The 21,486-nt window shown below is 66.0% G+C and carries 20 protein-coding genes; 11 read left to right on the top strand and 9 right to left on the bottom strand.

The window, feature by feature from the left end:
• The first annotated feature begins 5 nt into the window (after window positions 1–5).
• Window positions 6–917: an oxygen-dependent coproporphyrinogen oxidase gene (gene hemF / locus ACEWQZ_RS09360; protein WP_476482825.1), complete on the top strand. Its 912-nt coding sequence runs from the start codon at window positions 6–8 to the stop codon at window positions 915–917.
• A gap of 44 nt (window positions 918–961) precedes the next feature.
• Here the strand turns inward: hemF and ACEWQZ_RS09365 are convergent, their stop codons facing one another.
• From ACEWQZ_RS09365 to ACEWQZ_RS09390, 6 genes are all read right to left on the bottom strand, one after another.
• Window positions 962–2,263 carry an argininosuccinate lyase gene (locus ACEWQZ_RS09365; protein WP_476482826.1) on the bottom strand — a complete coding sequence of 434 codons (1,302 nt, stop codon included), beginning with the start codon at window positions 2,261–2,263 and terminating at the stop codon, window positions 962–964.
• A gap of 120 nt (window positions 2,264–2,383) precedes the next feature.
• Window positions 2,384–3,337, bottom strand: a complete 954-nt coding sequence (gene argC, locus ACEWQZ_RS09370) for an N-acetyl-gamma-glutamyl-phosphate reductase (RefSeq protein ID WP_476482827.1) — start codon at window positions 3,335–3,337, stop codon at window positions 2,384–2,386.
• Between the two features lie 63 nt (window positions 3,338–3,400).
• Window positions 3,401–4,714: an acetylglutamate kinase gene (locus ACEWQZ_RS09375; RefSeq protein ID WP_476482828.1), complete on the bottom strand. Its 1,314-nt coding sequence runs from the start codon at window positions 4,712–4,714 to the stop codon at window positions 3,401–3,403.
• Window positions 4,707–5,783 (bottom strand): acetylornithine deacetylase, encoded by a 1,077-nt coding sequence (locus ACEWQZ_RS09380; RefSeq protein WP_476482829.1) that lies wholly within the window; start codon window positions 5,781–5,783, stop codon window positions 4,707–4,709. Before ACEWQZ_RS09380 ends, ACEWQZ_RS09375 begins: the two co-directional genes overlap by 8 nt.
• A 219-nt stretch (window positions 5,784–6,002) precedes the next feature.
• Window positions 6,003–7,199, bottom strand: coding sequence for an argininosuccinate synthase domain-containing protein (locus tag ACEWQZ_RS09385; protein ID WP_476482830.1), 1,197 nt, complete (start codon window positions 7,197–7,199; stop codon window positions 6,003–6,005).
• Window positions 7,200–7,764: 565 nt separating this feature from the next.
• Complete coding sequence (locus ACEWQZ_RS09390) at window positions 7,765–8,760, bottom strand: N-acetylornithine carbamoyltransferase (RefSeq protein ID WP_476482831.1); 996 nt, start codon at window positions 8,758–8,760, stop codon at window positions 7,765–7,767.
• A 144-nt stretch (window positions 8,761–8,904) separates the two neighbouring features.
• Here ACEWQZ_RS09390 and ACEWQZ_RS09395 point away from each other — a divergent pair, with 144 nt between their 5' ends.
• On the top strand, window positions 8,905–9,084 hold the full coding sequence (locus ACEWQZ_RS09395; RefSeq protein ID WP_476482832.1) for a PLDc N-terminal domain-containing protein: 180 nt from the start codon (window positions 8,905–8,907) through the stop codon (window positions 9,082–9,084).
• 52 nt (window positions 9,085–9,136) lie between these two features.
• Window positions 9,137–9,742, top strand: coding sequence for a DUF924 family protein (locus tag ACEWQZ_RS09400; protein ID WP_476482833.1), 606 nt, complete (start codon window positions 9,137–9,139; stop codon window positions 9,740–9,742).
• A 32-nt stretch (window positions 9,743–9,774) separates the two neighbouring features.
• Here ACEWQZ_RS09400 and tyrS read toward each other — a convergent pair whose 3' ends face one another.
• Complete coding sequence (gene tyrS / locus ACEWQZ_RS09405) at window positions 9,775–10,953, bottom strand: tyrosine--tRNA ligase (protein WP_476482834.1); 1,179 nt, start codon at window positions 10,951–10,953, stop codon at window positions 9,775–9,777.
• 185 nt (window positions 10,954–11,138) lie between these two features.
• Between tyrS and ACEWQZ_RS09410 the strand changes: the two genes are divergently transcribed.
• A complete protein-coding gene (locus ACEWQZ_RS09410; RefSeq protein ID WP_476482835.1) occupies window positions 11,139–12,566 on the top strand; it encodes an OapA family protein in 1,428 nt (475 codons plus the stop codon).
• Window position 12,567: 1 nt separating this feature from the next.
• Window positions 12,568–13,695 (top strand): anhydro-N-acetylmuramic acid kinase, encoded by a 1,128-nt coding sequence (locus ACEWQZ_RS09415; RefSeq protein WP_476482836.1) that lies wholly within the window; start codon window positions 12,568–12,570, stop codon window positions 13,693–13,695.
• A gap of 16 nt (window positions 13,696–13,711) precedes the next feature.
• Here ACEWQZ_RS09415 and ACEWQZ_RS09420 read toward each other — a convergent pair whose 3' ends face one another.
• Both ACEWQZ_RS09420 and ACEWQZ_RS09425 read right to left on the bottom strand, forming a co-directional pair.
• On the bottom strand, window positions 13,712–15,058 hold the full coding sequence (locus tag ACEWQZ_RS09420) for an AmpG family muropeptide MFS transporter (RefSeq protein ID WP_476482837.1): 1,347 nt from the start codon (window positions 15,056–15,058) through the stop codon (window positions 13,712–13,714).
• A complete protein-coding gene (locus ACEWQZ_RS09425) occupies window positions 15,048–15,815 on the bottom strand; it encodes an exodeoxyribonuclease III (protein ID WP_476482838.1) in 768 nt (255 codons plus the stop codon). Before ACEWQZ_RS09425 ends, ACEWQZ_RS09420 begins: the two co-directional genes overlap by 11 nt.
• A gap of 137 nt (window positions 15,816–15,952) precedes the next feature.
• On the opposite strand from ACEWQZ_RS09425, the gene pyrE reads away from it, so the two are divergent.
• From pyrE to purD, 6 genes are all read left to right on the top strand, one after another.
• The gene (gene pyrE / locus ACEWQZ_RS09430) at window positions 15,953–16,597 is read left to right on the top strand and encodes an orotate phosphoribosyltransferase (protein WP_476482839.1); all 645 of its coding nucleotides are present in this window, start codon (window positions 15,953–15,955) and stop codon (window positions 16,595–16,597) included.
• A 7-nt stretch (window positions 16,598–16,604) separates the two neighbouring features.
• Window positions 16,605–17,234, top strand: coding sequence for a DUF4124 domain-containing protein (locus ACEWQZ_RS09435; protein ID WP_476482840.1), 630 nt, complete (start codon window positions 16,605–16,607; stop codon window positions 17,232–17,234).
• A complete protein-coding gene (locus ACEWQZ_RS09440) occupies window positions 17,224–18,003 on the top strand; it encodes a zinc-ribbon and DUF3426 domain-containing protein (protein ID WP_476482841.1) in 780 nt (259 codons plus the stop codon). Before ACEWQZ_RS09435 ends, ACEWQZ_RS09440 begins: the two co-directional genes overlap by 11 nt.
• A 78-nt stretch (window positions 18,004–18,081) precedes the next feature.
• Window positions 18,082–18,333 (top strand): helix-turn-helix domain-containing protein, encoded by a 252-nt coding sequence (locus tag ACEWQZ_RS09445; RefSeq protein ID WP_476482842.1) that lies wholly within the window; start codon window positions 18,082–18,084, stop codon window positions 18,331–18,333.
• Window positions 18,334–18,353: 20 nt separating this feature from the next.
• Window positions 18,354–19,895, top strand: coding sequence for a bifunctional phosphoribosylaminoimidazolecarboxamide formyltransferase/IMP cyclohydrolase (purH, locus tag ACEWQZ_RS09450; protein WP_476482843.1), 1,542 nt, complete (start codon window positions 18,354–18,356; stop codon window positions 19,893–19,895).
• 305 nt (window positions 19,896–20,200) lie between these two features.
• Window positions 20,201–21,484 carry a phosphoribosylamine--glycine ligase gene (gene purD, locus ACEWQZ_RS09455; protein ID WP_476482844.1) on the top strand — a complete coding sequence of 428 codons (1,284 nt, stop codon included), beginning with the start codon at window positions 20,201–20,203 and terminating at the stop codon, window positions 21,482–21,484.
• The last annotated feature ends 2 nt before the right edge of the window (window positions 21,485–21,486 follow it).

Genomic DNA, 21,486 nt, shown 5'->3' on the forward strand with positions numbered 1-21,486 from the left:
CTGACATGAGCTGCTCCGAATCCAGTGTCGAAGGCGTCAAGGCTTACCTCCTCGACCTTCAGAATCGTCTGTGCGCCGCGTTCGAGCGCAGCGACGGGCAGGCGCGCTTCCATGAAGACGCCTGGGAACGGCCTGAAGGCGGCGGCGGCCGCACCCGCGTAATCCAGGACGGCGCCGTGTTCGAAAAGGGTGGCGTCAATTTCTCGCACGTTCATGGCGCGGCTCTGCCAGCGGCGGCCAGCGCGCGCCGCCCCGAGCTCGCCGGCCGCAGCTTTCAGGCGCTGGGCGTATCCGTGGTGATGCACCCCATCAACCCCTACGTGCCGACCAGCCACGCCAACGTGCGCTTTTTCATCGCCGAGAAGGAAGGCGAGCCGCCGGTGTGGTGGTTCGGCGGCGGATTCGATCTGACGCCCTACTACCCCTTTGACGAAGACTGTCGCTTCTGGCACCGCACGGCCCGCGAGTTGTGCGCGCCCTTCGGCGACCACGTCTACGTCGAACACAAGCGCTGGTGCGACGAGTACTTCTATCTCCAGCATCGCAAGGAAACGCGCGGCATCGGCGGGCTGTTCTTCGACGACCTCAACACCTGGGATTTCGACACCTGCTTTGCCTACATGCGTGCCGTGGGCGACGGCTATCTGGCCGCCTACCAGCCCATCGTCGAGCTACGCAAGGGCCACCGCTACGGCAAGCGCGAGACGGACTTCCAGCGCTATCGGCGCGGCCGCTACGTCGAGTTCAATCTGGTCTACGACCGCGGTACCCTGTTCGGCCTTCAGTCCGGCGGAAGAACCGAATCAATCCTCATGAGCCTGCCCGCAATCGTGCACTGGCGCTATGACTGGCAACCCGAAGCCGACACGCCGGAAGCGCAGCTCGCTGATTATCTGAAGCCAAGAGACTGGGCATAAGCGAACCACAAATAGCCGCCCAGCCGCGCTTTATCCTCGCCCGATCAACTCTCTGACAACTCCGCCAGGCGCCCCTCGAGACGCTCCAGCAGAAGATCGGCGCAGCCGCCCGGTGACACACGCGCCTCGAGACTGGCCTCCGGGCTTCTGCCCGCCAGATCATCCAGCTCGGCTGCGGCAAGGCGGTAGGCCTGGCGGAAGGGCCGACCCTCGCCCACCAGCTCGTTGGCCCGATCGGTGGCATGCAGGCTTGGTCTGATCGCATCCCGCAGGCGCCTTTCATGCCATCTGATCGAACCCAGCAGGCCCGGAACCAGTGCCAGGCCGGCAAGGCCGCGCGCGAACGCCCGGATCAGCGGCGGCTTGCTGTCCTGCAGATCGCGCTGATAGCCCGAGGGCAGCGACAGCACCGCGTCGAGTTCGGCGCGGGCGCCGACGACCGTGGCGTGCAGCGAGCGCAGCAGCTCGACGGTGTCGGGGTTGTGCTTGTTGGGCATGATCGACGAGCCGGTGCAATAGCCGCTGCCGATTTCAAGATAGCCGAACTCCTCGCTGGCATAAAGGCTGAGATCCCACGCCAGTCGGCGCAGGTCGCCGGTGGCGGCTGCCAGGGCGTCAAGCGCGCGCAGCTCGACCTTGCCGCGCGCGTTCTGAGCGTACTGCGGGTTGACCACCAGCCGCGGGAAACCGAGCTCGGCGGCGACGCCGTCACGGTCGAGCGCCAGATTGACGCCGAAACCGGAGGCCGTGCCCAGCGGACTGGCGTCGAGCCAGTCGGAGATGCGGCCGGCCAGCTCGGTGTTGTCGATGAACGCCTCGGCATGCCCGGCCCACCACAGGCCCAGCGACGAAGGCATGGCCTGCTGCAGGTGCGTATGCCCGGGCAGCGGCACCATGGTCTCGGCCGCGGCGCGATCGAGGGCCACGCGTGCGATGGCCGCGCAGCTTGCGCGCAGCGTTGCCAGCCGCGCACGCAGATACAGCCGGATGGCAACGGCCACCTGATCGTTGCGGCTGCGGCCGGCGTGGATGCGTCCGCCGACTTCACCGAGGTGCTCGACAAGCCAGGCCTCGATCGCTGAATGGCCGTCTTCGTAGCGCGCATCGAGCACGAACTCGCCGCTGGTGAACGCCTGCTGCAGCGCATCCAGCGATACCACCATGGCCGCGGCCTGGTCGTCATCGAGCACGCCGATTTGCGCCAGACCGCGGGCATGCGCCTGGCTGGCGCGGATGTCGAAGGGCAGCAGCTCCCGGTCGAGGGTCACGTCCTGCCCGGCAAGAAAGCGCATCACCCGCTCGTCGACCTCGCCGGTAGCGTCCTTTTTCCAGATGTAGTCAGTCATTGGGGATTCCGTGACTCCAGTGCGGCCGGGCGGCTGCGGGATCGTTCGCTTCAGTTCGACGCGTGGCGAGGCCTGCATCGAGCGCCCCCGCAGCCGCCCGGCCCCGGGGGTGCTGGATATTCATTTGCCGCCTGCCATCAACCCGGCCAACTCATCGAGCCCTAGCGCCCGATTGATGTTCTGCACGGCCTGGCTGGCGGCGCCCTTGCCCAGATTGTCGAGCACGACCACGAAACTGGCGCGCATCGGATCGCGTGCGTCCACGGTAAAACCGCCGATGGCCAGGCGCGGCGTGCCAGCCACCTCGCGAATCTCGGGGATGTCGCCGCCCACCTGGATCAGGGCTTCATCCGAATAGTGTTCGCTGAAGGTCGAGAGCAGCTCGTCGGCCGTCAGGGGCTCGGTCAGCATCACCGCAACGGTCAGTGAAATGCCCCGGAAAAAAGGGGCGACGTGCGGTTGAAAGCGCACCGGGCGACGCAGGCGGGCCGATATTTCCCGCTCGTGCACATGCCCGCTCAGGGCATAAGGGATCAGATTGTCCTCCAGCCGCTCGGGATCATTGCGCGGCGACGGTGTCTTGCCGGCGCCGCTGTAGCCCGATACCCCGAAAATGATCGGCGGCGCGGCCAGCGAGCGACGAATCGGCCACAGTCCGAACAGCGCGCCGGTGGCATAGCAGCCGGGGTTGGCGATGCGCCTTGCTGCATCGAGCGCGTCGCGGTTGAGCTCGGTCAGGCCGTAGGTCCAGTGCTCATCGAAGCGCCAGTCGGCACCCAGATCCAGAATCACTGCATCAGGGTGTGCTTTGCCGATGGCCTCGACCCAGGGCGCGCTGTTGTCGTTGGGCAGCGCCAGCACCCAGACCTCGGCGTCGACTGCGGCAACGCCGGACGGCTCGAGCGCCGCAAACGCCTGGTCTGCATCGGACCAGTCGGGCACGGACTCACGGATCGGCTGCCCGGCCTGGCTGCTGGTTGCCAGCGCAAGGCGGAGGTGCGGATGCCGCGCAATCAGGCCGAGCAGTTCCGAGCCGGTGTGGCCGCGCCCGCCGATCAGGGCCAGTCGATGCATGCTCATTCTCCCGTGTTCGTTTTATCGTCGCATCCGGCATTCTTGTCGTACCGGGTGCATGAATCAAGCGGCTTGCCAGCCCGAGTCGCGCCGGCGCGCATCGGCGGTGAGCCGGCCAAGCAGTTCGAAATCTTCGATGCCAAGCGTATACACAATCCACTCGCCCTGCCGGTGGGTGGTGTGCGCCTGCTGGAAGTACCAGCCGGCGATGGGATTGCCGGCGCGAGCGCGCCAGTAGATCTTCGGAAACCGCTGTCTGAGCGCCAGCCACAGCGCCGCGCCCAGTCCTTCACCCTGGGCCTCGGGCGTGACCACGAACTTGTCGAGATAGGGCAGGCCGTCGACGCCGGCGGTGACCAGGGCCGCGGCCCGGCCGCTTTCGGCCCACAGCAGGCCGAGCGGCTCACGCTGCTCGAGCCAGTCGGGCTGCAGGTTGCGACCGAAGCTGGCCTCCAGCAGAACCTTCAGCCGCTCGCGCTGCCCCGGCGAGATCGCATCGAACCAGTCGATGGCCTCGCCGCGCCGGATCAGAGTGCCCGCCCCGGTGTGCGTGAACAGCTCGCGGGTGAGGTTCTGCGCCGAAGTGATCGACACCGAGGTGTCCGGCGGCAGGCGCTCGAGCGTTTCCTTGATCTGCTCGAGCTTCAGCTGCATGCCCGAGTGCACCCAGTCCTGAGCCAGCAGGTGGTCGTAGTCGGTGCGCAGGCTGATGGCCGAAATTACCCGCCCGCTGTGGTCGAGCAGGCCGCCGGTGCCGGTCAGAAAGATCACCTTGTGCGGCTCGACCGCCCAGACCAGCTCGCGCGCGGCGATGTCGGCGTTGATGTTCATGACCTGCCCGGAAGGCGATTCGCCCAGGCAGGCGACCACCGGCAGCGAGCCCGATGCAATGGCGCGGCGCACCGCCTCGAGCTCGACGCGCTCGATCTCGCCGACCAGGCCGAGTCGCTCGCGATCAGCCAGCCGGGCGTCGAAGACGCCGTGCAGAATCCCGCGGGCACGCACCCCGCGCGCTTCCAGGGCGTCGACCAGAGCAGCGTTGGCCCGGTAGATGACCGGCCGGGCCACGGCCATCACGTCGTCGGTGGTCACGCGCAGGCCGTCGCATTTCTCGATCGGCACGCCGGCGGCGGCCATGGCGTCATCCAGCTGCGGGCCGGCGCCGTGCAGCACGATGGGCGTGAGCCCCAGGCGATGCAGAAAGGCCAGGGCGGCGGCCATCTCGTCGAGATCGTCGCGCATCACCGCGCCGCCGACCTTGACCACGGCAAAGCGCGACTCCTCGATGCGCGAGAACTGCTTGAGATATTGCCTGGCCTCGCGGCTGGAGCCGAGCTGGCCGAGCAGCTCGATGACGGTGCGGCGGACTTCAGCCATGATCGACGATCCGTTGAAAGATGTTCAGTGCCTGTTCGAGCTGATCCAGCGCCACCCACTCATCGGCGGTGTGCGCCTGGGCGATATCGCCGGGTCCGAGCACCAGCGCCGGCAGGCCGGCGGACGAAAACAGCGAAGCCTCGGTCCAGAAATCGACCGGCTCGCCGATCGGAATGCCGTGGCTGCGGCAAAAGGCCCGGACCGGCGCTTCGCTCTGCCCGGCGGCCGGCAGGGGTGGCCCCGAAAAGGGCACGTGCCAGCTGGCGTGCTCCTCGGCGCCGCCAAGCGACGACAGATGCGCGAGCAGCCTTTCGTTGGACTGGCCCGGGCCGAGCCGGGCCGAATAGTGCAGCCGGGCCTCGCCGGCGATCACGTTCGACTTGGTGCCGCCCGAGGCCAGGCCGACGTTGAAGCAGGTCGGCCGCCCGGCGGCCATTTCGCTCTCGCAGTAGTCGAGGGCGGCATCGATCCAGCGCGCCATGCGATGAATCGCGCTGTCGGCCAGCGCCCGGCCTTCCGAGGAATGCCCGGCAATGCCGGCAAAGCGCCCCTTGACCGACAGGAAGCCGCGGTGGGCAAGCACCGCTTGACAGCCCGTGGGCTCGCAGACCACCACCTGATCGAAGCGGATATTGGCCGGGTCTTCGAGAAAATTGCGTACGCAGCAGCCGCCGGCGCCTTCCTCGTCGGAGGAAAACAGGATCGCCATCGGCGCATCACCGGACTCGGCCACGGTCAGCAGCGCCGCGGCCGCGCCCTTGATATCGCAGGCTCCGCGGCCGAAGGCCTTGTCGCCTTCGATGGTGAGATCCAGCGGCGGCTTCGTCCAGCCCTCGCCGACGGGCACGGTGTCGAGGTGGCAGTTGAACAGCACCGGTGGATTGCCGCGCACGGCAAACAAGTTGACGTGCCCGTCCCCGTAGTCGGTCATGGCGACCTCGAAACCGGCATTTTCCAGCACGCCCCGGGCATGGACGAACATGTCGGCCTCGGGCGTGATCGCGCGCGGCGGATTCTGGCTGTCGCACGCGATCAGCCTGGCCAGGTGGCGTAGAAGTCTATCGGGCATGGCTTTCAGAACCTTTTCAACGCCAAGACGCAAAGGGTGAAAACAAGAAAACGGGAACCACGGAAGGCACGGCATTCACGGCAAGAGCGGATTCGTTACCACAACAGCGAGCGCCGGAACCGGTGTGCACATTCGAGACCTTCGATTGGTCCACCCCTGCTTTCATCCGTGCCTTCCGTAGTTCCATTGTTTTCTTTGCGTCTTCGCGTCTTTGCGTTTTCAGGTTTCGTTTCGGACCCGGGCCGCCAGGGTCGATGACTGGCCCAGCAGTTTGACGAAGCCCTCCGCCTCCTCGGGCGTCCAGGCAGCCGACTGGGCGTAGACGGCGTCAGGATCCTTGAGCAGGTAGCGCGAGCCCAGCGCCACGGCCTGAACGCTGCCGCCTTCGCTGGCCAGGCGGACCACGCCGGTGACGTGCTCGTTGGCCGATGCCAGATAGGCCTCGAGGTCGGCCTTGTGCGGCTCGAAGAAAAAGCCGGTATAGACCAGTTCGGCCCAGCGCTGGGCAACGGTGGCGTGGAACTGATTCTGCAGCCGCGTATTGACCGCCTCACGCAGCGCGCGCTGGGCAACCATCAGCCCGTCGATGCCGGGGCATTCGAACACGATGCGTCCTTTCAGCCCGATCGAGACATCGCCGGTATAGATATGCCGACCAACGCCCCAGGCGCCCAGGCGGGCGTTGAGCTCGGCGAGCAACCGCGGGCCTTCGAGGCGCTCATCGTTCAGGCTCACGGGACGCCCGGCCTGAAAGCCGATGGTCAGCTCCAGCTTTTCCGCCGGCCACTGCGCCCGCGGCTTGCACCACACGTGCGTATCTTCACCGGGCACGCCGAAGTGATCGATCTCCTGGCCCGAAAGCGTCACGCCCAGCAGGTTTTCGTTGATCGAGTAACGGCTGGCCGACTCGGGCACCTCGACGCCGGCTTCGGCCATCAATTCCAGCTCGTGGGCGCGCACGTTGCGAGTCTCGCGCTGCAGCTCGCGGATGGGCGCGTGGATGACATAGTCGCCGAGCGAGCGCACCGACTGATCAAAGCGCAGCTGGTCGTTGCCCATGCCGGTGCAGCCGTGGGCGAAATTTTTTGTGCCGAGCTCGTCGGCCAGCTTCAGGCACTGCTCAACGATGACGTAGCGATCAGAGCACAGCATCGGATACTGCTCGAGCACGCGTGCACCGGAGTACAACAGCGGCACCACGAACTGGTCCCACAGCGGCTGGCTGGCGTCGAGCTCGTGGTGCCGCGCAGCACCCAGGGCGCGGGCGCGCTCGCCGATCCAGGCCTTTTGCTCGGCGCCGATGCCGCCGGTGTCGACAAAGGCGGTGTGGACCTCGAAGCCCCGGTTTTTCAGCGCCAGAACGCAATAGCTGGTGTCCAGCCCGCCGGAGAAGGCAAGCACGATGCGTTTGCTCATTGTTCGGTCATCCCGTGTTCGTTGTTTCCGGTTGTCGGACACAAAAAAACCCGGCGGGTCCGGCCGGGTTTCTCGTGTCAGTCTCGTCTGGTTGAAGCTTTGATACGACTAACGCACACCCTGGCCCGAATGCGAGGCACGACGACGCAGGCGTCGCGGCAGGCGGCCGGGGCGCAGGGTGTCGATCAGGGTCAGTGCGATGGCTTCGATCATCATGGCGCTAACCTGCCACAGGTTCGGGCTCAAAACAAGTGGTTTCGACGGGTCAAGATCAAAATCAAGATCCAAGTCAAGGGCGTTCCGCCCGCCTGCTTCGCAGGCTGATGGCGGGCGGAACGTCTTTGACGTGTCGGAGCCACCAAAACGCCCGGTGGCGCCAGACGACCTGGACGATCGAAACACACATGGCTGATGTGTGAACAAGGCCCCGAATGTCGTCCGTCGCGGATGTAACCGCAACCTACGGTCTGGGGCCGGGGCATCGAGGGGTTGTGACCTCGGCGGCGTTCCAGGCGGCATGGCGGCCCAGCCGCCCGGCCAACGCGGGCCGATGACGCACCAGCACCTAACCGATCAACTCGGCCATCAGCGCCTTCTGCACGTGCAGGCGGTTTTCGGCCTCGTCGAGGGCCACGCAATAGTCGGCGTCCATGACGCCGTCGGTGGCCTTGATGTTTCGCCGCAGCGGCAGGCAGTGGCTGAACCGGGCGTTGTCGGTGAGCGCCATCTTCTGCTCATCGACCATGAAGTGGCGATACGGCGCGCGCAGTTTTGCTTCTTCTTCCGGACGGCCGTAGAAGGGCAGCGCGCCCCAGCTCTTGGCGTAGACGAAGTCCGCGCCGGCGTAGGCGGCTTCGATGTCGGTGGTCACTTGCAGGGAGCCGCCCGACTCGTCCGCCTGGCGCTCGGCGGCGCTCATGAACCGTTCATCGAGGCGGTAGGCATCATCGGGAACGAGCATACGGATATTCATGCCGAACTTGCTGGCGATCAGCAGCGCGGAGTTGGCGACCGCCGTGTTGAGCGGCCGCGGATGCCAGGTCCAGGTGATCACGAAGGTCTTGCCGTCGGGCGCGCCGAGATGGTCCTGAATGGTGCGCATCAGCGCCAGTTCCTGGCAGGGGTGGACGATGGTTTCCATATTGATGACCGGCACGCTCGAATACCGGGCCAGGGCACGAATCACCTTGTCCTGGCGATCTTCCTGCCAGTCCTTGAACAAGGGAAAGGCGCGCAGCGCGATGGCGTCGCAGTAGCGCGAGAGCACGCCGGCGACCTCGGCGATGTGCTCTTCGGCGTCGCCGTCCATGACGACATCGGGTTCGAACTCGATGCCCCAGGCGCCACGACCGGGCTCGAGCACCACGGCGTGGGCGCCGAGCTCGTGGACGCCGACTTCGAAGGACGCGCGCGTACGCAGCGACGGGTTGAGAAACAGCAGCGCCACGCTCTTGCCGGCCAGCGGACGCCCCGATTCACCGTTGCGCCACTGGCGGGCGCGGTCAAGCAGCGCCTGCAGCTCAGCGCGCGGTAAATCGATGGTATCGAGAAAATGTCGCATGCAGTACTCGCCGGTGCGTTGAGCACTTGACGATAGCAGGTTTGCGCCCTGGTCAGGTTTGCAAACCTGGCACTTGACGGCGGCGGGCTGAGCACCGATGCTTGATTCTCGTCATCCGCGACGTCAGGGAAACAGGAGAACGCCATGGGAATTGAAGTCACCGGTCTGCTCAGCCTGATCTGGCTGATCATCATCATATGGGCCATCGTCAAGACCGCCTCGAGCAGTGCCGGCACCGGCGCCAAGGTGCTGTGGATCCTGATCCTGCTGTTTCTGCCGCTGCTGGGCCTGATTCTGTGGCTGCTGCTCGGCCCCAAGGGCTGAACGCCTCGCTGTTATTGCAACGTCAGCTCATCGAGCCTGCTGCTCTGACAGCATGACCGGTCTGCCAACCTCAGAAGAACTGCTGCAGTTCTGGTTTGGGGAGGCCCGCCGCACGCCCGAAAAAATCGGCGAGCGCATGGGGTTGTGGTTCAACCCCGGGGCGTCCGAAGATCGAGCGGTGCGCGAACACTTCGAGCCGGTCATGCGGCGCGCCGCCGGCGGCGGGCTGACCGACTGGCTGGCTTCAGCCGCGGGCCGCCTCGCCCTGGTTCTGGCGCTGGATCAGGCGCCGCGCGTCATCTTTCGCCGCCAGCCAGAAGCCTTTGCCTACGACGGTCAGGCGCTTGCCCTGACGCTTGCCGGCATCGCGGCCGGCATCGACCGGCACTACGGCCTGGCCGAGCGCGGGTTCTTCTACATGCCGCTGGAGCACAGCGAGGATCCGCTGGCGCAGCAGCAGTCGCTCAAGCAGTTCGAGGGTTTGGCGGCGGACTTTCCCGAGCACCCCGCCGCCGAGAGTTTTCTGAAGTACGCCCGCGAGCATGCCGACATCATCGAGCGCTTCGGGCGTTATCCGCATCGAAACGCCGCACTCGGCCGCGAATCCACAGCCGAGGAGCTCGCTTTTCTGGAAAACGGGCCGCGCTACGGTCAATAACGACTGGCCAACCCGAAATGACCGGGCCGCTGTCAGCCGACCGTCAGGCGCGCAAAGCGTCGCTTGCCGACCTGCAGCACGCCCTTGAAGCCGGTCTCGAGCCTGAGGTCTCGATCGCTGATCTTTTCGCCGTCGATCTTGACCGCACCCTGCTTGAGCATGCGAAAGGCCTCGGAGTTGGACGCCGTCAGCCCGCAGGCGGTCAGCGCCGCCGGCAACCCGATCGGACCGTCAAGCTCATGGTCATCGATGTTTTCGGGCATCTGCCCGCCGCGGAAACGGGCGATGAACTGATCGCGTGCCTTGTCGCCAGCGCCTTCGCCGTGAAAGCGGCTGACGATTTCCATCGCCAGGGCGAACTTGGCGTCGCGCGGATTGCCGCCGTCGGCGACGCCTTTTCGCAACGCCTCGATTTCGTCCAGCGTGCGGAAGCTGAGCAGCTCGAACCAGCGCCACATCAGCTCGTCGGATACGCTCATGATCTTGCCGAACATTTCGTCGGCAGGTTCGGTGATGCCGACGTAGTTGCCCAGCGACTTCGACATCTTCTGCACCCCGTCGGTACCCTCAAGCAGCGGCCAGGTGATGATGATCTGAGGCGGCTGGCCGGCCTGCTGCTGCAGCTGGCGCCCGACCAGCAGATTGAACTTCTGATCGGTGCCGCCCATTTCGACGTCGGCCTCGAGCGCCACCGAGTCCTGCCCCTGCACCAGCGGGTAGAGAAACTCATGGATGGCGATGGCCTGCCCGGCGCGGTAGCGCTTTTCGAAATCATCGCGTTCGAGCATTCGCGCCACCGTGTGCTGCGACGCCAGGCGAATCATGTCGGCCGCACTCATCGCCGAAAACCATTCGGAATTGAAACGCACCTCGGTACGCTCGCGGTCCAGCACCGTGAAGACCTGCTCGCGATAGGTCTGCGCATTGGCGCGGACATCGTCTTCGCTCAGGGCCCTGCGGGTGATGTTCTTGCCGCTGGGATCGCCGATCATGCCGGTAAAGTCGCCGATCAGGAAGATCACCTCGTGGCCGGCATCCTGAAAGCGGCGCATCGCGTTCAGAATGACCGTGTGCCCCAGATGAAGATCCGGCGCGGTCGGATCGAAACCCACCTTGATTCGTAGCGGGCGATTTTCGGCCAGTCTTTTTTCGAGTTCGTCGGCCTGGATGACCTCAGCGGCGCCGCGAAGAAGCTCGTTGATATTCGTCACTTTTTGCTGCCTTCGATGCTGGTTGTCCTGCCGTGCGAGCACGTACGCGTTGACTTGCCCGACCGGAAATCGGTAATGTTACCGGGTTTGCAGCCTTGAGTTCGTCACGCATGAGCAGAAAAACCATGGCCACACCCGGCCGTGTCCGCCCCGCCCAGCGGGGTCGGAAGCCGAATCGGACCGCTTTGAAGGAACTGAGCCGGGCGGCCCTGAACAAGAGCCGGGAGATCAGCCGCCATTGCCTGCAGGCCGCGCACGAGCGCCCGCACGTCAGCCTGGCGGCCGTGGGTCTGATGACTCTGGGCCTGGTGGTCTCGCTGATTCCCGGTGGCCCCGAAGGCTCGCCGGCGGCCAGCGTCCGGCCGCTGGAGCTGCCGCGCCCACCAGCGTCCGAGAAAGAACCGCCGGCATTGGCGACGGTGACTTCTTTGCCGGCGGCCAAGACCCCCACGTCGCCCGATTCGAGCCGAAAGGTTCTCGATGACAACTGGCGGATCGTCGAGATCCAGCCCGGCCAGACGCTCGAGCGCGTATTCAGGGATCTGGGCCTGAGCGCCGGCCTGCTGCACGAGATCGTCACCACCACCTCGCAGACCCGCAACCTGGCCCGCATTCGACCCGGAGACGAGTTCGCATTCGATATCGAGACCGACGGCAGCTTTCGTGCGCTGCGCACCGAGCTTGACGAAGATGCCTGGCTGTTCATCGAGCGCGACGAGGAAGGCCTGACCACCCGCACCGAACCGCGCCACCTCGAGCGGCGCATCGTCGAGGCTTCGGGCACCATCGACAACTCGCTCTACCTCGACGCGCGGCAGGCCGGATTGTCCGACGCCATGATCATGCGCCTGGCCACGATCTTCGGCTGGGATATCGACTTCGCCCTCGATATTCGCGACGGTGACCGATTTGCCCTGATCTATGAAGAGGTCTGGCGCGAGGGCGAGTATCTGCGCGATGGCGAGATTCTGGCCGCCCGCTTCGTCAACCGCGGTGACGACTTCGAGGCCGTGCGCTTTGATACCGGCAGCGGCCCGCAATACTTTGCTCCCGACGGCCGCCCCATGCGCAAGGCTTTTCTGCGCACGCCGCTGAACTTCACCCGGGTGTCGTCCAACTTCAACCCACGCCGGCTGCACCCGGTGACCAAGAGCGTGCGCCCGCACAACGGGACCGATTATGCCGCGCCGACCGGCACCCCGGTCTGGGCGGCCGGTGAAGGCAAGGTCATTCAGGCCGGTTACACCCGCGCCAACGGCAACTACATCTTCATCCAGCACGGCAACAACTTCACCACGCGCTATCTGCACCTGTCGAAAAAGCTGGTCAAGCGCGGCGATCGGGTTCGCCAGGGACAAACCATCGGGCGGGTCGGATCCACCGGCCTGGCCACCGGGCCGCACCTGCACTACGAGTTTCTGGTCAACGGCGTGCACCGCAACCCGCGCACCGTGGACTTGCCGCCCGCCGACCCCTTGCCGGACGAGCACATGGACGATTTTGCCCAGCTGAGCGACGGCCTGCTGGCGCGGCTGGACACACTCACCGTCCCCGGTGCCCTGCTGGCGCACAGCAAGGCCGAGGGCTGCCGGGACGTCGGCAGCAGCTGCTGAAGTGCCCGCGACCCCGCCCGGCGAACGCTACGTCGGGCTGATCTCCGGCACCAGCATGGACGGCATCGACGCAGTGGCAGTCGATTTCTCGGGCGCCTGGCCCAGGCTTGATGCCGCGCTCACCCGGCCCTTCGAGCCGGCCCTGCTTGCAGCGCTTCTCGATGTTCGTCGAGCACCCGACGCCTGCCCGGTGGCCGACTGCGGCTGGCTGGACGCACGGCTTGGCGATGCGCTGGCCGAAGCGGCGCTGCAGGCCATCGACCTGGCCGGCTGGCGCCCGCACCAGGTTCGCGCCATCGGCTCGCACGGCCAGACCATCATTCATCATCCCGGACAAGAGCCGCCGTTCACGCTGCAGATCGGCGACCCCTGGCGCCTGGCGAGCCGAACCGGCATCGCCACCGTTGCCGACTTTCGTCGCGCCGATCTGGCCGCCGGCGGCCAGGGCGCGCCGCTGGCACCGCTGCTGCACGACGCGCTGTTTCGCCATTCATCCGAAACCCGCCTGGTTGCCAACCTGGGCGGAATCGCCAACCTCACGGTACTGACACCGGGCCAGCCGACCCGGGGCTTCGACACCGGCCCTGCCAACTGCCTGCTCGACGGCTGGTACCGCCGCCACCATGCCGACGCCGGCTTTGATTGCGCCGGACGCTGGGCCGCCACGGGCCGCGTCGACAGCGGCTGGCTGGATGCGCTTTTGCGCGACCCCTATCTTGCCGCGCCTGCCCCGAAGAGCACCGGCATCGAGTACTACAGCCCGCAATGGCTCGATCAGCGGCTGCCGAGCTGGGCTGATGAACGCCCGGCCGACATTCAGGCCACGCTGGCGGAATTCAGCGCCGCTGCGCTTGCCGGGGCCATTGCCAGTGCACAGCCGGCCGACGACAGCCCGCTGCTGCTGTGCGGCGGGGGCGTGCACAACGCCCACCTGGTCGAGCGCATCCGCCGCCGCCTGCCCCGGCTGCGCGTTGCAAGGACGACGGAATACGGCCTCGACCCGGACCATGTCGAGGCCACGCTGTTTGCCTGGCTGGCACGCTGCCACCTTGAAGGCAGGCGCATGGATACCCGCAGCGTGACCGGGGCGCAACGTCCGATTCCGGCCGGAAGTCTGTTCATGCGCTGAGCGCGCCCGGCAAGCGTCAGGCCAGTCCGGGCTGATAGCGGCGCTGCATCAGCCACAGAATCAGCAGGACGGCGGGAATGCCCAGCGCCGAGGCGTACACGAAAAAGAAGACGTAGCCGGCGTGATCGACAATCCAGCCCGAGGGCCCGCCGAGCAGCTTGCCCGGCAGGGTCATGAAGGAGCTGAACAGCGCGTACTGGGTGGCCGTATAGCGACGCGAGACGAGCGAGGACAGCCAGGCGATGAACACCGTCGCCGACAGCCCGTTGGCGAGATTGTCGGCGCCGATGGTCATGAACAGCGCCCAGAGCTGCGGCCCGATGGTCGCCAGCCAGGCAAACAGCAGATTGGTGACCGCTACGATCACCGCCGAGGCCAGCAGCATCTTCAGCAGACCGAAGCGAGCCACCAGCACGCCCCCGAGCAGCCCGCCGGTAATGGTCATGACGATGCCGAACACGTTGGTCACCGTGGCAATTTCACTCAAGCTGAAGCCCAGATCGAGGTAGAGCGGATTGGCCATGGCCGCCATGGAGATATCCGACACCTTGAACAGACCGATCAGGGCCAGCACCGGCAGCGCCAGCCAGCCGAGACGGCGAAAGAAGTCCACCAGCGGTGCAATCACCGCGCCGGTCAGCCAGGCACCAACGTCCTGGAGCCGCCCGGAAAGACGCGAGCGCTGCCGGTAGCCGCGCACCAGCGGGTCGCGCTCGATGTCGAGGCGCTCGAGCGAGCTCGGCTCCGGCGAAATCAGGACGGCGGCCACCCCCACCAGCACCAGGGCGCTCATCGCCAGATAGGCCAGGGTCCAGCTGACGAAGTCGGCAATGTACAGGGCGCCGGCGCCGGTGGCGAGAATGGCCATGCGATAGCCGAGCACGTAGGTGCCAGCCAGCGCGGCCTGGAACTCATCTTCGTCGGACTCGATGCGAAAAGCATCGATCGTGATGTCTTGGGTAGCGGCCGAAAAAGCCACCAGCAGGGCCAGCAACGCCACCTGGACAAGCTGCGTGACCGGGTCGCTCAGCGCCATCCCGGCCAGACCCGCCATGATGCCGCACTGCGCCAGCAGCATCCAGCCGCGGCGCTGACCCAAAACGCGCGTGAGCAACGGCAGGCGAATGCGGTCGACCACCGGCGACCAGAAGACCTTGACCGAGTAAGTGATGCCGATCCAGGCAAAAAAGCCGATGGCCGTGCGCGAAACGCCTTCGTCGCGCAGCCAGGCCGTCAGAGTGGAAAACACCAGCATGAAGGGCAGCCCGGCGGAAAAGCCGAAAAGCAGCATGCGCAATACGGTCGGGCGGGTATACACCGCCCATGCCCGCCGCCAGCCCAGGCCGGCGGTGTCACTCGTCATAGTCGATGATCAGCGGCGCGTGATCGGAAAAGTTCTCGCCGGTATAGATTTCGGTCGCGCGCGCACGCTCGGCCAGCCCCGACGTCGCAATCTGGTAGTCGATGCGCCAGCCGACGTTGTTTTCACGCGCCCGCCCGCGCTGGGACCACCAGGTAAAGCGATCCGGCTCCGGATCGATCCGGCGGAAGACATCGACCATGCCGACCGGCCCGAACACCTCGTCGAGCCAAGCGCGCTCCTCCGGCAGAAAACCGGAGTTCTTGAGGTTGTTCTTCCAGTTCTTCAGATCGATTTCCTTGTGGGCGATGTTCCAGTCGCCACAGATGACGTAGTCGCGATCGTGCCCGGCCAGTTCTTCCAGGTGCGGGCGCAGGCGCTCCATACAGCGGAACTTGAACTGCTGGCGCTCGTCCTTCGACGTGCCCGAAGGCAGGTACAGCGAGATGACGCTCAAGTTTTCGAAGTCGGCCTGCAGCCAGCGTCCTTCACGGTCGAACTCATCCCAGCCCAGGCCGTAGACCACGCGCTGCGGCTGGTGTTTCGAATACAGGGCGACGCCGGAGTAGCCCTTTTTCTCGGCGTCATGGTAATAACAGTGATAACCAATGGGAAAGAAGTCGCGATCGGCCAGCTGCCAGTGCTGGGCCTTGGTTTCCTGGATGCAGACAAAATCGGCATCCTGTTTTTTCAACCAGTCGAAAAAACCCTTGCGATGGGCGGCACGAATACCGTTGGCGTTGAGCGAGATGATGCGCATCAGATCCGGACAAGCGATGGGACAGCCCCGTATGGTAGGCCAAGCGCCTGCCGCCCGGGTGCGGCATCCTGCGTGCTTGGCGGCTCGATGACGCCGCCGGGCATGACCTTGAACCGGCAATCCAATAGAATGGAATCATGCTCAAGCCCTGGACAACCCGCTTTCTCGACCTTGCCCTTGAACGCAAGGCGTTGCGCTTCGGGCGCTTCACGCTGAAATCCGGTCGTGACAGCCCCTATTTCTTCAACGCCGGCGAGTTCAGCTCGGGGGCGGCGGTCGCCGTGCTGGCCCAATGTTACGCCGACGCCATCGTGGATTCCGGCATCGCATTCGACATGCTCTACGGCCCCGCCTACAAGGGCATACCGCTGGCCACGGCCATCGCCATGAGCCTGGCGCGCGATCACGATATCGACGTGCCGTTTGCCTACAACCGCAAGGAAGCCAAGGACCATGGCGAAGGCGGGATGCTGGTCGGCGCACCGCTGGCCGGCCGCGTGCTCATCGTCGACGATGTCATCACCGCCGGCACTTCGGTCGGGGAATCGCTGAGCATTATTGCCGCCGCCGGCGCCACGGCCGCAGGCGTGGCCATCGCGCTCGATCGGCAGGAGCGCAGCGGCGAAGACGACCACTCGGCCGTGCAGCGTGTCGAGGACCGCGGTTTGCGCGTGGTATCCATCGCCGGCCTGCAGGATCTCATCGACTGGCTGAGTGCGCGCGACCATCCGCCGTCCGACCTCGATGCCGTGCTTGGCTACCAGCAGCGTCATGGCGTGTAGGCTCGATATGCGTCACTGCTTCAAGCCCCTTGCTCTGTGCCTGCTGCTGGCAGCGGCGGCCGCTCAGGCCCAGTCGGTCTATCGCTGGGTCGACGACAAGGGCGAGACGCATTATGGCCAGTCGGTGCCGCCGGAATACAAGGATTACGGCTACGTGCGCCTGGGGCCCGACGGCACGGTTCGCGAGCGCGTCGAGCCCAAGCTCACGCCCGAACAGATCGCCGAGCGCCGCCGGCAGCGTGCCGAGCAGGCGCGCCGCGACGCCGAGGAGCACCGGCGGCGGGTGCAGGATCGCATGCTGCTGGCCACCTACAACAGCGAACAGGATATCCGCAACGCCTTCGAAGCCCGACGGGCCGGCATTGAAAGTCAGCGCGTGTCCACCCGGATGGCGCTCGACCTGGTCGAGATCCGCTTCGAGAAGCTGATCAGCCAAGCGGCGCGCCGAAATCGTGAGGGCCAGGCCGTCCCCGCGAAGCTGCAGACCCAGATTGACGACACGCGGGCCGAACTGCGCAGCCTGCGCGATGACCTCGCGCGCCTGGACGAACGCGAAACCCAGGCCCGCGAGCGCATGGCAGACCGGCTCGAGCGCTACCGCCAGTTGACCGGATCAAGCCCGCAAGATGACTCCTGATCCATCGGCGGTGTACACCCGCTGCCCCTCCTGCCAGGCCGTTTATGAAATGCGGGCGACCACGCTCGCCGAGGCTGCCGGCGTCGTGCGCTGCGGCAACTGCGGCAAGACCTTCAACAGCCTCTCCGAGCTGTTCGACCACCATCCGGATTCAGACCGGGAGCCACTGCGCGGCAGCGGCATGCCGCCCATGCTCGAGCACCCCGACATGATCCAGGCCGAGCTGCCGGTCGAGCATTTCGATCCACCGGAGGAATCGATCGAAGCCGGGATCGAGGCGGATCTGCTGTCGGATCCGGAAGGCCAGAAGGCAGACCGCGACAGCGCCGGCTGGCCGTGGCTGACCGCCAGCGCCGTGCTGGCAATCGTGCTGCTCGTTCAGCTGTGGATGCTGTGGCAAACACCGGGCTCCCCGGTGGCGCGCTGGCTGGGCAGCTCGGCTCAGCCCGATGCCGGGCTGAACCCCGACGAAACAATCCAGATCGTCTCGCGCGATCTGCACCCGCACCCCAGCCTGAACGACGCGGTGATCATCAGCGCCAGCCTGCGCAACCAGGCCAGCTCGGCCGTGCCGTACCCGATCATCGAGGTACGCTTCTACGACGCCAGCCAGCAGATACTGGGCGTGCGCCGCCTCAGCCCCGAGGAGTACCTGCGCGACAGCGAGGCCATCGAACGCGGCCTGCCGGCCGGCGTGGTCATGCCGCTGCTGCTGGAATTCGTTGTCGGCACCAGCCAACCGGCCGGCTTCCAGATGCGTTTTCACTGATGAAGGCGGCGGCAATGTGCTATGGTTTCGGGTTCGACGCCAAGGCCGATCCGCCAAGTCTTTAGAGGGATTCGAAGCTTGTCCGAAAAGCAGCCAGACCAGGGCCCGTGCTTGCAGGAGTTCGTAGGCTCCGTCGTGCGCCAGTACCTGGAAGACATGGGTGACACGCCACCGGACAAGTTGCACCGCCTGATCATGAGCGAGACCGAGCGATCGCTGGTCGCCACCGTGCTCGAGCATACCGGCGGCAATCAGTCGCGGGCGGCGGGCATGCTCGGCATTACCCGCACCACCCTGCGCCACCGCATCCAGCGCTACGGCCTGGACTAGCACCCCCCCGAGGCAAACCAATGAACCAATCGACACGACGCTGGGCGCTGCTGAGCGTGTCCGACAAGCGCGGCCTGGAGAATCTGGCCCGCCATCTGCAGCAGGCCGGTTTCGGGCTGCTGTCGACCGGCGGCACGGCAAAAGCCCTGACCCGGGCCGGGCTGACAGTCACCCAGGTCGACCAGCTCACCGGCTTTCCCGAAATCATGGGCGGCCGCGTCAAGACGCTGCACCCCAGAATCCACGGCGGCATTCTGGGACGACGCGATCGTGATGCCGAGGCCATGCACGAGCACGGCATTGACCGCATTGACGTGGTCGTCGTCAACCTGTACCCCTTTGCCGACACCGTGGCCCAGCCCGACTGCACGCTCTCGGAAGCGATCGAGAACATCGATATTGGCGGCCCGGCCATGCTGCGTGCCGCGGCCAAGAACCATGCCGATGTGTGCGTGCTGTGTGATCCCGACGACTACCCCGCCTTCGTCAACACGCTACCCGACGGGCCGGATGCCGACGAGCGCCGCCGCCTGGCAACCCAGGCATTCGCACACACCTGCGCCTACGACGGCCAGATCAGCCAGTGGCTGTCGGCTCGCGATGGCGACAGCGAGCTGCCGCCAAGAATCAACCTGGCGCTCGATGTCATCGAGCCGCTGCGCTACGGCGAGAACCCGCATCAGGCCGCCGGCGTCTATGGCCTGCGCGGGCACGGCGGACGCGGCCTGGCTGGCTGCCAGCCGCTGCAGGGCAAGGCGCTGAGCTACAACAACCTTCTCGACGCCGACGCCGCCTGGGCGGGCGTGAACAGCCTTGGCCAGGCCCCGGCCTGCGTGATCGTCAAGCACACCAACCCCTGCGGCGTGGCCCAAGGCGACACGGTTGCCGAAGCCCACGCCCGGGCCCTGGCCTGCGATCCGACCTCGGCCTTTGGCGGCATCATTGCGGTCAATCGAGAGGTCGACGCCGCGCTGGCCACCCGCCTGAACAAGCACTTCATGGAAGTACTGATCGCCCCGGCAATCAGCAGCGAAGGGCGACAAATCCTGGCCGACAAGCCCAACGTGCGCGTGCTCACGCCCGGTGACGCCGCCCCCCAGCCACTGGAGCTGCGCGCCATCGACGGTGGCTGGCTGGTCCAGGCTGCGGACGACTGGCAGACCGTGCCCCAACTCGACGTCGTGACCGAACGAGCCCCAGGCGACGACGAGCTCGATGACCTGCGCTTTGCCTGGGCGGCGGTGCGCCTGGTGCGCTCCAACGCCATCGTCTACGCCCGTGACCGGGCCACCGTGGGCATCGGTGCCGGCCAGATGAGCCGCATCGACTCGGCCCGCTTCGCCGCACTCAAAGCAAGTGAGGCCGAGCTGTCGCTGGACGGCGCCGTGATGGCCTCCGACGCCTTCTTCCCGTTTGCCGACAGCATCGAGGCCGCCGCCGAACGCGGCATCCGGGCCGTCATCCAGCCCGGCGGCTCGCGGCGCGACCAGGAAGTCATCGACGCCTGCAACCGGCACGGCATGGCGATGGTGCTGACGGGGCGGAGGCACTTCAGGCACTAGGCGAAGCCTCCGGGGCGTCGCCCGCAGCGGCTATCGACAGCGCCAGTGATTTTCAGATTCCAGGCACCAAGTACCAAACAAGTTCGAATGACAGAAGTACCAATGGCCCAAACTGCCATCGGGCCTCGACCAACCCGCCGCGCCATCCGGTCAGGCTTGTTTCGTTTCGGTCATTGAAATTTCAAACATCGAGATTTGTTCGCAAATTGGTATTTGGAATTTGATCATTTCCGGCGCCTCCGAACGCCCGGATGGCCCGGGCAGCCGCTGTACAATAAGACGGCACACAGACATCGGAATACCCAATGAAACTTCTCGTCGTCGGCGGTGGCGGCCGCGAGCACGCGCTGGCCTGGAAGCTGGCTCAATCGGACCGCGTCGACGAAGTCATCGTCGCGCCCGGCAACGCCGGCACGGCCTCCGAACCGGGCATTCGCAATGCGCCCGTGGGCGTCGAAGACATCGACGCACTGATCGAGCTGGCGCAATCGGAAGCCATCGCACTGACGGTGGTCGGACCCGAGGCACCGCTGGCGGCCGGTATCGTCGACCGCTTTGAAGCGGCCGGCCTGAAGTGCTTCGGCCCGCACGCCGCGGCGGCACAGCTGGAATCATCCAAGGCCTTTGCCAAGGAGTTCATGTCGCGCCACAACATCCCGACGGCCGCCTTTGGCGTGGTCGAGGACGTCGATGCCGGCATGAAGCTGATTCAGGGCATCGGCCTGCCGGTGGTACTCAAGGCCGACGGTCTGGCCTCCGGCAAAGGCGTGGTGATCGTCGAAACCGAGGAGCAGGCGCGCCGCACGCTCACCGACATGCTTTCCGGGCAGGCCTTCGGTGCAGCCGGCCGGCGGGTGGTGATCGAAGAGCTGCTGCTTGGCGAAGAAGCCAGCTTCATTGTCGTTGCCAACGGCCGGCAGTATCTGCCGATGGCCTCAAGCCAGGACCACAAGCGCCGCGACGACGGTGACCGCGGCCCCAACACCGGCGGCATGGGCGCCTATTCGCCCGCGCCCGCGGTCGACGAGTCCGCATACCAGCGCATCATCGACGAGGTCATCGAACCCGCACTCGCTGGCCTGGCAGCCGACGGCCATCCGTTTTCCGGCTTCCTCTATGCCGGGGTAATGCTCACCGCCAGCGGGCCGAAAGTGCTCGAGTTCAACGTGCGCCTGGGCGACCCGGAAACCCAACCGATCCTGATGCGCCTGCAATCGGACCTGGTCGAGGTGGTCGAGCACGCGCTTGCCGGCACGCTTGATCGGGTTGATCCGGTCTGGGATGAACGCACCGCCCTGGCGGTGGTCATGGCCGCCGGCGGCTACCCCGAACACTATGACCGGGGGCACGCGATCAGGGGCCTGGAAACCGATTTCCCCGCTGATGTGAAGGTCTTCCACGCCGGCACTGCCGCGGACGAAAACGGCCACGCGATCACCAGCGGTGGTCGCGTGCTGGCGCTCTGTGCCCTGGGCGAAACTCCGAAACAGGCCCAGGCTCTGGCCTACCAGTGGATTGCCCGGATCGGCTTTGAGCGCGGCTTCTACCGCGGCGATATCGGCTTCCGGGCCATTGACCGCAGCCGCTGATC

It is taken from the genome of Wenzhouxiangella sp. YN1 (genome assembly GCF_056324145.1).

What these genes read in the sequence shown, in the direction of transcription:
- hemF (WP_476482825.1), top strand. Translation starts at nt 6, where the DNA reads ATGAGCTGCTCCGAATCCAGTGTCGAAGGCGTCAAGGCTTACCTCCTC.
- ACEWQZ_RS09365 (WP_476482826.1), bottom strand. Translation starts at nt 2,263, where the DNA reads ATGACTGACTACATCTGGAAAAAGGACGCTACCGGCGAGGTCGACGAG.
- argC (WP_476482827.1), bottom strand. Translation starts at nt 3,337, where the DNA reads ATGCATCGACTGGCCCTGATCGGCGGGCGCGGCCACACCGGCTCGGAA.
- ACEWQZ_RS09375 (WP_476482828.1), bottom strand. Translation starts at nt 4,714, where the DNA reads ATGGCTGAAGTCCGCCGCACCGTCATCGAGCTGCTCGGCCAGCTCGGC.
- ACEWQZ_RS09380 (WP_476482829.1), bottom strand. Translation starts at nt 5,783, where the DNA reads ATGCCCGATAGACTTCTACGCCACCTGGCCAGGCTGATCGCGTGCGAC.
- ACEWQZ_RS09385 (WP_476482830.1), bottom strand. Translation starts at nt 7,199, where the DNA reads ATGAGCAAACGCATCGTGCTTGCCTTCTCCGGCGGGCTGGACACCAGC.
- ACEWQZ_RS09390 (WP_476482831.1), bottom strand. Translation starts at nt 8,760, where the DNA reads ATGCGACATTTTCTCGATACCATCGATTTACCGCGCGCTGAGCTGCAG.
- ACEWQZ_RS09395 (WP_476482832.1), top strand. Translation starts at nt 8,905, where the DNA reads ATGGGAATTGAAGTCACCGGTCTGCTCAGCCTGATCTGGCTGATCATC.
- ACEWQZ_RS09400 (WP_476482833.1), top strand. Translation starts at nt 9,137, where the DNA reads ATGACCGGTCTGCCAACCTCAGAAGAACTGCTGCAGTTCTGGTTTGGG.
- ACEWQZ_RS09420 (WP_476482837.1), bottom strand. Translation starts at nt 15,058, where the DNA reads ATGACGAGTGACACCGCCGGCCTGGGCTGGCGGCGGGCATGGGCGGTG.
- ACEWQZ_RS09425 (WP_476482838.1), bottom strand. Translation starts at nt 15,815, where the DNA reads ATGCGCATCATCTCGCTCAACGCCAACGGTATTCGTGCCGCCCATCGC.
- pyrE (WP_476482839.1), top strand. Translation starts at nt 15,953, where the DNA reads ATGCTCAAGCCCTGGACAACCCGCTTTCTCGACCTTGCCCTTGAACGC.
- ACEWQZ_RS09435 (WP_476482840.1), top strand. Translation starts at nt 16,605, where the DNA reads ATGCGTCACTGCTTCAAGCCCCTTGCTCTGTGCCTGCTGCTGGCAGCG.
- ACEWQZ_RS09440 (WP_476482841.1), top strand. Translation starts at nt 17,224, where the DNA reads ATGACTCCTGATCCATCGGCGGTGTACACCCGCTGCCCCTCCTGCCAG.
- purH (WP_476482843.1), top strand. Translation starts at nt 18,354, where the DNA reads ATGAACCAATCGACACGACGCTGGGCGCTGCTGAGCGTGTCCGACAAG.
- purD (WP_476482844.1), top strand. Translation starts at nt 20,201, where the DNA reads ATGAAACTTCTCGTCGTCGGCGGTGGCGGCCGCGAGCACGCGCTGGCC.